The following is an 8,924-nucleotide window of genomic DNA, read 5'->3' as shown; positions in this document are numbered from 1 at the left end:
TGTTCTCACGCGCGCCGTGCACGCGGATCAGATCGTGGCTATCGGCAGCGTGCAGCGCAGGCGACTGCGCATCCGTCCTCGCGGCCATGCTCATCCTGTCTCCCTGACTCCATCGATGGGGTGTGCGGGGGAAGTCACCTGGCGGTGTGGCCGCTTGCCGAGGCGATGTGCAGTACGGCGTCGCAGTGCTCAAGAGTTGCGGCATCGAGCGGGAAGTACCCCTGCTCGGGGCGGACGTCCGTGCGGACGTGCAGTGCCCTGGCCGAGGCGCCGAGGGCCTCGCGCAGCCGGTGCGCGTCGAAGAGGGCGCATCCGTACGGCGCCTGGTGCATCGCGGCCTCAAAGGTGTTCACCGGGGGCGAGTGGAGTCCGAGCGCGGCGCTCGTGCCGAGGCTGCTGGCGATGAAGGTGTAGCCGTCACCGAGCAGGGTGGCGGTGATGGCACCGGCGCTGAACCATTCGAGGTCCATGTCGGGCAGGTGCACGGCGCTCAGGTTGCGTTGGAGGTGACGGTTGTGGGCGAACAGCAGCGTCGGGCCGCGATGCTGCTCGCGGGCGCGGACGGCCCGTATGTTCTCGACCATCAGGGTGTCGCGGACGGCGAGCAGGCGTGACACGCGCGCGGCGGGGGACGTCGCTTCGGCGAGCTGTGCGTGGTAGCGCAGTAGGCCCCGCGCGGCCTTGCCGTGCATCTCGGCCTGTTGCCAGTCGTTCATCGAGGAAGCCGCGACGAGGCGCGGCACCTGGGCATGCAGGGTGGTCAGCAGGTCGTCGGTGACGGCCCGCAGCCTCGTGGCCTGCGTCGAGGCGCCGATGGACCTCGCGGCGTCCGTCAACGCCGCTGGGTCGCTCCAGTGTTCGTCGTCGCCGAGGAGTCGCTCCAGGTCCGTGTGACCGTGGAGGAACGAGTCCGGGCCGAGGTGCTCGGTCAGGTAGCCGTGGAGGTGGCGCAGGTAACGACGGGGGCTGGGTGCGCTGGTCGTCTCCAGAGGCGCATCGAAACCGTAGAACGCCAGCTGCTCGGCTGCCGGACGGCCCTGGTTGTACGCGCGCATCCAGGCCACCAGCTCGCGGTTGGCGTCCAGTTGGCCGAAGCCGTGGCTGAAGCCCTCGGCCATGACCTGGTCGAGCGTCCCGGCTCCGCCGCGGACGAACGCGTCGGCGTCGAGCGCAGCGATCTGGTCGGTCTCCACCGCTATCGAGCGGAAGCCGTGCTCGACGAGCGCCCGGAGGATGCGGTTGCGCAACCGCGGAAAGGCCGGCTCGCCGTGCGTCGGCTCACCGAGTGCCAGCAGTTTCGGCGGCGGGTCACACGCTTCCAGGAGGGAGGCCAGTGCCGCAGTGAGTTCGTGGATGTCGTCGAGGGCGAACGACCCGTGGACGGCCGCAGCCATCGGAGAAGTCGAAGTCATGACTTCTACCGTATCGTTGAACCACCCGTTTAAACTTGACCGGTTGATCGACCCCCATTCACGAGAATCATGAGGCATGAAGCTTCAAACCGCCGTACAGGTCGCAGGTGAGCGCTTCCGCCCCGTGCACCTCGCCAGGGAGCACGGGATCTCCACCCAAGCGGTACGCAACTACGAGCGCGACGGGCTGCTGCCGCCGGCCGAGCGCACGCCCAGCGGCTACCGCAGCTACTCGTCCGTGCACGTCCACGCCCTGCGCGCCTACCTGGCGCTCGTGCCCGCACACGGCTACGCCACCAGCGGTCAGATCATGCAGGCGGCCAACCGCGGCGATCTGGACGCCGCACTCCGAGCGGTGGACCGCAGCCACGCCCAGTTGCTCCGCGACCGGGAAACGCTCGACGCCGTCGAAGCCACCGTCGACGCGCTCGGCCGGCCCCCCGCCGCCGGTCTGCCGGACGGCCCGCTCTCGGTCGGCCAACTCGCCCGTCGGCTGGACGTCTCGCCGGCGACCCTGAGGAAGTGGGAACGAGCCGGGGTCCTGGTGCCCGGACGCGCCCCCGGTACCCACCACCGCGCGTACGCCGCGGGGGACGTCCGAGACGCCCAGCTCGCCCACATGCTCAGACGCGGTGGGTACCGCCTGAACCACATCACCACGGTCATGCACCAGGTCCGCGGCGCGGGCGGCCCCGAGCCGCTGGCCCGCTCGCTCGACGATTGGCGACAACGGCTCACCGACCGCGGCCGAGCCATGCTCGTCGCCGCCGGCGCTCTTGCCGAGTACCTCCACGTACTGGACGACGCTCGACCCGGCTCAGCCGCGCAGCACGGCTGACGTTCCTGCCGGCGCGGCCGGTTCCCCGCGCCTGTTGCGCGTCGGCACGCGCCGGCCCGCCGTACCCCCTGGCCGGGGGCGGAACAGCCGCTATTTGTCTGCCAGTTGAGCCACCCAGCCGTAGGGAAGTTCTGCGCCGTCCACCGTCACTGCCTCGACGGCCCGGGTCCTGGGGTCGATGTCTGCCTGTACGCCCTCACCCTCGTACCGTGGATAGCCGGAGGCGCCGAAGCCTCCGGTGGCCTCGACCAGCGCCGTGCGCACCACGCCACGGCGGTCTCCTCCCCCGTGGTCGAAGGGTCCGGGGCGCAGCACGACGGTGTAGCGGTCCGGAACGGCGGCGGGGTCGGGCGCAGCGGGGGTGGTCATGCAGCCCAGGCTAGCCACCGGCCGGGCGGCCCGCCGGTATCTCGATGTCCACGCCGTCCGCGTGCCGCGCCCGACCGCGCAGGTCCGGCTCGGGCGGACCTCGCCGGCTACCGTCGGTGCTCCCCCGGGCGACGGCATCGCGCGGCGGCGCACTCACCGCACCGCCGCTGGTGAGGTACCGCCGGCGACGATGAGCCGGGGTGTGCCGCTGCCGTCCGCGGGGACGCTCCAGATGTCGCCGGCCCGGCCGTCGCCGCCGCCCGGCAGCGCGTAGCCCACGGTGCCGTCGTCGAGCCAGGCCGCCTGGTCGTCGACGCTGCGCGTCTCGGCGAGCGGGGTCTCGCGCATGGTCTGCAGGTCGAGGGCGTACAGCCGCCACGGCGCGGCCGGGTCTTCGGACACCTTCTTCTTGAACGCGATCCGGGTCCCGTCGGGCGACAGGGAGGGGCATTCGACGTTCTGCCGCAACGCGCTCGCGGACCAGTCCCGCACGTTCCCCTCGACGAGGTGGGTGCGGCCCTTGGTCGAGACGGTCGCGTAGAAGCGGTTGTCGTCGCGGGCGAAGGTGACCCCCCAGTAGTTGACGTCGGGGGCGTGGTGGCGGACACCGTCGATGGTGAGGGGTATCTGCTCGATGGAGGTGACGAGGTAGCCGGTGCGCAGGTCGAGGATGGCGGTCCGGGTGGAGAAGGTGCTGGTGGCGTACGAGTCTCCGGTGGCGAACACGGTCCAGGACAGCATCTGCCCGGAGGCGGAGACGCGGGCCCGGTTGGGAATGCCAGGCACGGTGATCCGGCGCACCTCGCGCAACCGGCGGTCGAGGACGATCGCGTGGGTCTTCGGCAGCACCCCGGGTTCGGCGCGCAGGCACAGCGCGGTGTCGGCGGCGGCGTAGAACCGGTCGCAGGAGGGGCCGCCGGTGGTGCGGGCGCCCGGGGATCCGGTGAGCGGCTGGTGTGCGACCCGTCCCGTGGCCGAGTCGCGGAAGTACAGGGCCGGTCCGCCGAGGGTGACCGAGGCGTCGGTGACCGAGTCCGCCCGGCCGCCCGCCGAGCGGTGGCCCGCGTGCAGGACGTAGCCGACGGAGCCGCCCGCGAGCAGCAGCAGCGCCGTCACCACGACGGCGGTACGGGCCCAGGGGCCGAGCGGTGTCAGGGGCCTGGGGAACCCGGCGCTCATACGGTTCGCCTCTCGGGAGTGGGGACTTCGGGCGGCCCCTCGGGGGCCGGGACGTCGGAAGGGGTGCGCGGCAGCAGTGCCCAGCCTCCGACGAGCGCGGCGCACAGGGCGGCCGCCGCAGCCCACAGTGCGGGAGACGAGCCCCACCGTGTCCATGCGGCGCCGAAGCCCACCGCGGCGAGCATCCGGGCCAGGGCCTGGCCGCTCTGGAGCAGGGCCAGCCCGCCCGCCCTGCCGTCGGCTGGCAGGACGGGCCCGGCAAGGGCCATCAGCACGCCGTCGGTGGTGGCGTAGAAGACGCCGAGCAGTACGAGGACGGACCCGAGGAGGAGGGAGGCGGGGGCGTCGCCCGGGGTGAGGAGCGCGACGTACACACAGAGCAGCGCGATGTGCCCGTACAGGAAGGGCAGTCGGCGCCCCACCCGGTCGGCGACGCGACCGGCGGGTACGGCGAGCAGGAGGTAGGCGGCTGCCGCGCCAAGCGGGAGCAGCGGGAACCAGCTGGTGGGGAGGGCGAGGCGGCGTTGGAGCAGGAGGTAGACGAAGGCGTCGCCGACGGTGGCGGCGCCGAGGAGCGCGGTGGCCGCGAGGATGCGCCGGAAGGCGGGGTCCCGTAGGGCTCCGAGGGCCCTCGCGGCCGGTGGGGTCGGGCGCGGGGGTGGTGCTGCGGGGCGCCCGGGAACGTACAGGACCAGGAGCAGCACCCCCAGCAGGCCGGTGCAGAAGCTGACGACGAACACCGCGTCGTAGGCGCCGGCCGTCACCCACAGCAGGGCGAACGCGGCGAGCGGGCCGAGCAGGGCGCCCGTGGTGTCCATGGCCCGGTGCACGCCGAAGGAGCGGCCCAACGCTTCGGGCGGGCTGCTCAGCGTGATGAGGGCGTCCCGGGGGGCCGTACGGATGCCTTTGCCGACGCGGTCGGCGGCGAGGGCCGCTGCGATCCCGGCGGTGGCGCCGCCGGCGAGCAGGAGGCCCAGCCGGGAGCAGGCGGAGAGCGCGTACCCGATCCCGGCCACCCGTTTGTGCCGGTGCCCGCGGTCGGCCGCGTGGCCGCCGAGCAGCCGCACGAGCGAGGTGGCACCGTTGAAGAGGCCGTCCAGGAAACCGAATTGGAGGGGTGACAGACCCAGTCCGAGGACCAGGTAGAGCGGCAGCACCGCGGTGATCATCTCGGAGGAGACGTCGGTGACGAGGCTGACCGTGCCGAGTGCCAGGACGGTGCCGGGGACGCGCCGGCCCGCCCCGCCGGGGTGGGGCGGAGCCGGTGCGCCACGGCGGCCTGTGGTCGCCAGGTACATCAGTGGCAGGTGTACTTCGGGCTGGTGTCCTTGGCCTTGCCGTCGGTGCCGACGTAGCTCCAGCTGTAGCCGGTGTCGGTGAAGTCCAGCTTCAGCACGCCGTACTGGCCGCTGATCCGCTTCTGGCTGTTGCGCTGGACGTTCTCGATGGGGTACGGCTCGGCGCCACCCATGCCGCCCACGATCTCGGTGATGCCGTCGGCGGTGGCCTTCCCGTTCGGGTCCTGCGGGGCGAACCGCTCGTAGTGGTGGTCGTGCCCGTTCAGCACCAGGTCGGCCTTGGCGGCGTAGAGGATCTTCCAAACCGGTTTGCTGACCGGGTCGTTGCCGTGGCCGCCCGAGGAGTACAGCGGGTGGTGCCAGTAGGCGGCGATGCACGCCTTGCTGTTCCGGGCGAGATCGGCCTTGAGCCAGTCGATCTGGGCGCTCTGGTCGAAGGAGTTGGAGTCGAGGGCGATGAAGTGCCAATTGCCTTCGTCGAAGCTGTAGTAGCTCTTCCCCTGCGGGTACGCGATCGAGCCGAAGTAGGTCTTGTAGCCGGCCAGGGATCCGGCCGGATCGTACGTCTCGTGGTTGCCGGGCACCGGGTGCGTCTTGTTCTTGAAGGCGCCCCAGGTCTTGTCGTAGTAGGCGCGGTAGTCGCCGATCCGGGCGTCGTCGTACTGGTTGTCGCCCATGGTCAGGTAGAACTTCGGGTTGATCGTCTGGGCGAGCGCGGCCGTCTTGGGGTGGGCGCATCCGCTGTCGGAGGCCGTGCACTGGGCGGCGATGTCCCCGGCGGCCACCACGGTGAAGGCACCGGTGGGCGGGGGCCCGCTGTCGACGGTGCCGTACACCTCGACCTCGTGCAGCGAGTAGCCGTACGAGGTGCCCCGCGCGGTCCCGTACACGCGCAGGTAGCGGCCCTTGCCGGACAGGGCGGTCCAGTCGTCGGTGCCGCCGTTACCTGCCGTCTCCTGGGCGAGCGGGGTCCAGGAGGCTCCGTCGGCGGAGATTTCGATCCGGTACGCCTTGGCGTACGCCGCCTCCCACCTCAGGGCGACCCGGGTGACGTTGGCGGCGCCGCCGAGGTCGACGCGCACCCATTGCGGATCCGCACCCTCGGCGCTCGCCCAGCGGGTGGCCGGGTCGCCGTCGAAGGCGTTCTGCGGACCGAGGGCGGAGGTTTCGACGGAGGACGCGGTGGCGGGTTTTCCCCGCGAGATGAGGGGGTCGGCGGCAGCGCCGGCCTGTTCGGGCAGGGCCAGCAGCAGCGCTCCGACGAGGGCGAGTACGGCGATGACGACCGTGAGCGTGCCGTGTCGTCGCGTGGGAGTGAGGGGTGGGGGTGAAGTGTTCGGACGCATCCTTGGGCTCCTGCCCTTGGGGAGGGGGGAGAGCTGGGCAACGGGACGTGACGCCGCACGCCGGCCCGCGTCCGGGCAGGGTCCAGCGCCGTGGCGGCCGGGTCAGAGCTCTCGCTGAGCGCGTCATGCCCCGAAGGACCGGGCACCGCGCCGAGCCGCCGCCCGGGATGCTAGCGAACAGTAAAGTTTCCTACCAGTCCCCCGACACACCCAGTTCGTGCCCCGTGCGACGCGAGGGGTTCTCGTCATGCGGATGTGGCCGAACCCTGCCGCTGGAGGCCGCCCCGAGTTGCACCTCGCGCCGGGGCCGCAGAAGGTGATCTCTCGTGGGTGTTGCCGAGAACGGGCCGGCACCGAACACCGGCATCGGGGCAGCACCTCCTCGAAGAGGAGCGACCATGGCTGAACCGACCAATGGAACCGCCTGCGAGTACAAGGCGGAGCACTTCACCGCAACGGAGTACCGCACGGACAAGGGCGCGCGCCGGGTCAGGGTGGAAGGCGCGGGGGCCTGCCCCACACCGGGCTTCCGACTGCGCCTGGAGCTCGCCAGTCCCCCGATCGTGGCGACTCCCGAGGTGCTCCACCTCAACCTGCGGGAGCAGGACCCGACGACGACGGTCGCCCAGGTCGTCACCGATACCGACGTCGAAGGCGAGTTCGACGTGGGGGACGAGGTCGAGTGGGTGCTGATCCGGAACCTGGGCATCAACATCCCGGTCACGAGCGCCGTCGACCGCTCCGGATCCTGAGCCCAGCGAAGGCCCCGGCACGTGGGCGCGGTGCCCGGCACCCCCCACGGGGCCTTCGCAGCCCGCACCGCACGGCCCGCGGGGTACCCCCGAGGAGCGGGCGACCCTCGCCCGACGGACGAGGCGCCGGGTGCGCCGTCGGCGAACTGCTCTGGATCAGAGGTGTCCGCGGTGCTTGGCTCTCCGCATGGACATCTTGGTTCTGGGCGGAACGGCATGGGTGGGACGGGAGTTGTCCCGTCAGGCGGTCGAGCGGGGCCATCGGGTGACGTGCCTGGCTCGTGGCGAGAGCGGAGGAGTCGCGGACGGGGCGACGCTGGTGGCCGGCGACCGGCGCGACCCTTCGGTGTACGCGCCGCTGCTCGACCGCGCATGGGATGCGGTGGTCGAGGTGTCCTGGCAACCCGGCTTCGTACGCGGGGCGCTCGCCGCACTGGGCGCCAGGGCCGGGCACTGGGCCTACGTCTCCTCCATCAGCGCCTACGCCTCCCACGCCACGCCGCACGCCGACGAGTCCTCGGCACTCCTCGCCCCGACCGACCGGAGCGAAGCCGACCGCGCCCTGTACGGCGAGGCGAAGGTCGCCTGCGAGCAGGCGTCTACGGCGGCCGTGGGCGACCGTCTCCTCATCGCCCGGGCCGGCCTCATCGGCGGCCCGGGCGATCACAGCGGGCGCTCCGGCTACTGGGTGGCGCGGGCCGCACGAGATCCGGACGGGCCGATGCTGGTTCCCGGTGCACCGGCTGCACCGACCCAGGCGATCGACGTACGGGACCTCGCCGCCTGGCTGCTCGACGCCGCGGAGGCGAGGATCACCGGTACGTACGACGCCGTCGGGCCCGTCGTTCCGTTCGGCGAATGGATCGCGCTGTCCCGGGCCGCGGGCGGCCACACGGGCCCGGTGGTCACCGCCGACTCGGCGTGGCTGCTCGCGAACGGCGTGGCCCAGTACATGGGGGCCGAGTCGCTGCCGATGTGGCTGGTCGAGCCGGGCTGGGAAGGGTGGTCGGCCCGGGACGGCTCTGCGGCGCGCGCCGCGGGACTCCGCCAACGCTCCCGGGCGGAGTTGGTGGCCGACACGCTGCGCTGGGAACGCGAGTCGGGGCTCGACCGACCGAGGCGCGCCGGTCTCAGTGCCGCGCGCGAGCGCGCGCTGATCGAGGCTCTGGGCTGACGGCTCCGGCCCTCGGCGGCTGGCAGCCGGGAGCCCGGTCGCCGGCCCCCAACGCCCGCCCACCGGGGCCGTGGTACCGGTCTACGTTTCCACTTGCCGGAGTTCGGCGAGCAGTTCGGACTGGCCCGCCAGGAGTTCGGTGAGGATGCGACGGGCCGCGCGCAGGAGGTCGGCGACGTCCCCGCCGGCGAGGGCGTAGTTGACGGTCGCACCGTCGCGGGTGGAGACGACGATTCCCGAGCGGCGCAGGACCGCCAGTTGTTGGGAGAGGTTGGACGCCTCGATGTCGATCTCCGTCAGGAGATCGCGCACCGGCATGGGGCCTTGCTGGAGGAGCTCCAGGACCCGGATCCGGACGGGGTGTCCGAGCATGCGGAAGAACTCGGCTTTCGCCTGGTACAGGGGTACCTGCATGCCCACTAACGCTCCCGCCGTTGCTTGGACCCGTGCTTGCGGCTGCGGGTCCCGAGCCGCCCGGCCGCCGGTACCCATCATTTCGCCCGACGGGCCCACGCGCGCCCCTGTTTGACCATTTTCGGATGTGCCGGATTGAAGA

The 8,924-nt window shown here is 72.1% G+C and carries 9 protein-coding genes; 3 read left to right on the top strand and 6 right to left on the bottom strand.

Annotation, left to right across the window (positions count from 1 at the left end; genetic code table 11):
* Positions 1-134: 134 nt before the first annotated feature.
* On the bottom strand, positions 135-1,412 hold the full coding sequence (locus tag ABZZ20_RS03085; RefSeq protein ID WP_356866079.1) for an erythromycin esterase family protein: 1,278 nt from the start codon (positions 1,410-1,412) through the stop codon (positions 135-137).
* Positions 1,413-1,488: 76 nt separating this feature from the next.
* On the opposite strand from ABZZ20_RS03085, the gene ABZZ20_RS03080 reads away from it, so the two are divergent.
* Positions 1,489-2,250 (top strand): TioE family transcriptional regulator, encoded by a 762-nt coding sequence (locus tag ABZZ20_RS03080; RefSeq protein ID WP_356866077.1) that lies wholly within the window; start codon positions 1,489-1,491, stop codon positions 2,248-2,250.
* Positions 2,251-2,340: 90 nt separating this feature from the next.
* Here ABZZ20_RS03080 and ABZZ20_RS03075 read toward each other — a convergent pair whose 3' ends face one another.
* The 4 genes from ABZZ20_RS03075 to ABZZ20_RS03060 all read right to left on the bottom strand — a co-directional run bounded on the left by ABZZ20_RS03075 (position 2,341) and on the right by ABZZ20_RS03060 (position 6,442).
* A complete protein-coding gene (locus ABZZ20_RS03075; RefSeq protein WP_356866076.1) occupies positions 2,341-2,619 on the bottom strand; it encodes a hypothetical protein in 279 nt (92 codons plus the stop codon).
* A gap of 153 nt (positions 2,620-2,772) precedes the next feature.
* Complete coding sequence (locus ABZZ20_RS03070) at positions 2,773-3,798, bottom strand: hypothetical protein (RefSeq protein WP_356866074.1); 1,026 nt, start codon at positions 3,796-3,798, stop codon at positions 2,773-2,775.
* Complete coding sequence (locus tag ABZZ20_RS03065) at positions 3,795-5,096, bottom strand: MFS transporter (protein ID WP_356866072.1); 1,302 nt, start codon at positions 5,094-5,096, stop codon at positions 3,795-3,797. The genes ABZZ20_RS03070 and ABZZ20_RS03065 overlap by 4 nt, the downstream gene beginning before the upstream one ends.
* Positions 5,096-6,442: a discoidin domain-containing protein gene (locus ABZZ20_RS03060; protein WP_356866070.1), complete on the bottom strand. Its 1,347-nt coding sequence runs from the start codon at positions 6,440-6,442 to the stop codon at positions 5,096-5,098. The genes ABZZ20_RS03065 and ABZZ20_RS03060 overlap by 1 nt, the downstream gene beginning before the upstream one ends.
* 398 nt (positions 6,443-6,840) lie before the next feature.
* On the opposite strand from ABZZ20_RS03060, the gene ABZZ20_RS03055 reads away from it, so the two are divergent.
* A complete protein-coding gene (locus ABZZ20_RS03055; protein WP_356866068.1) occupies positions 6,841-7,194 on the top strand; it encodes a hypothetical protein in 354 nt (117 codons plus the stop codon).
* 187 nt (positions 7,195-7,381) lie between these two features.
* Positions 7,382-8,368, top strand: coding sequence for an NAD-dependent epimerase/dehydratase family protein (locus ABZZ20_RS03050; RefSeq protein WP_356866066.1), 987 nt, complete (start codon positions 7,382-7,384; stop codon positions 8,366-8,368).
* An 81-nt stretch (positions 8,369-8,449) separates the two neighbouring features.
* Here the strand turns inward: ABZZ20_RS03050 and ABZZ20_RS03045 are convergent, their stop codons facing one another.
* Positions 8,450-8,782, bottom strand: coding sequence for a metalloregulator ArsR/SmtB family transcription factor (locus tag ABZZ20_RS03045; RefSeq protein WP_356866064.1), 333 nt, complete (start codon positions 8,780-8,782; stop codon positions 8,450-8,452).
* Between the last annotated feature and the right edge of the window lie 142 nt (positions 8,783-8,924).

The sequence above is a fragment of the Streptomyces sp. NPDC006430 genome, from assembly GCF_040612395.1.
In the GTDB taxonomy this organism is placed as follows: Bacteria; Actinomycetota; Actinomycetes; order Streptomycetales; family Streptomycetaceae; genus Streptomyces.
The sequence above is the reverse complement of the archived record's forward strand: the minus strand, read 5'-3'. Positions and strand labels throughout refer to the sequence as shown.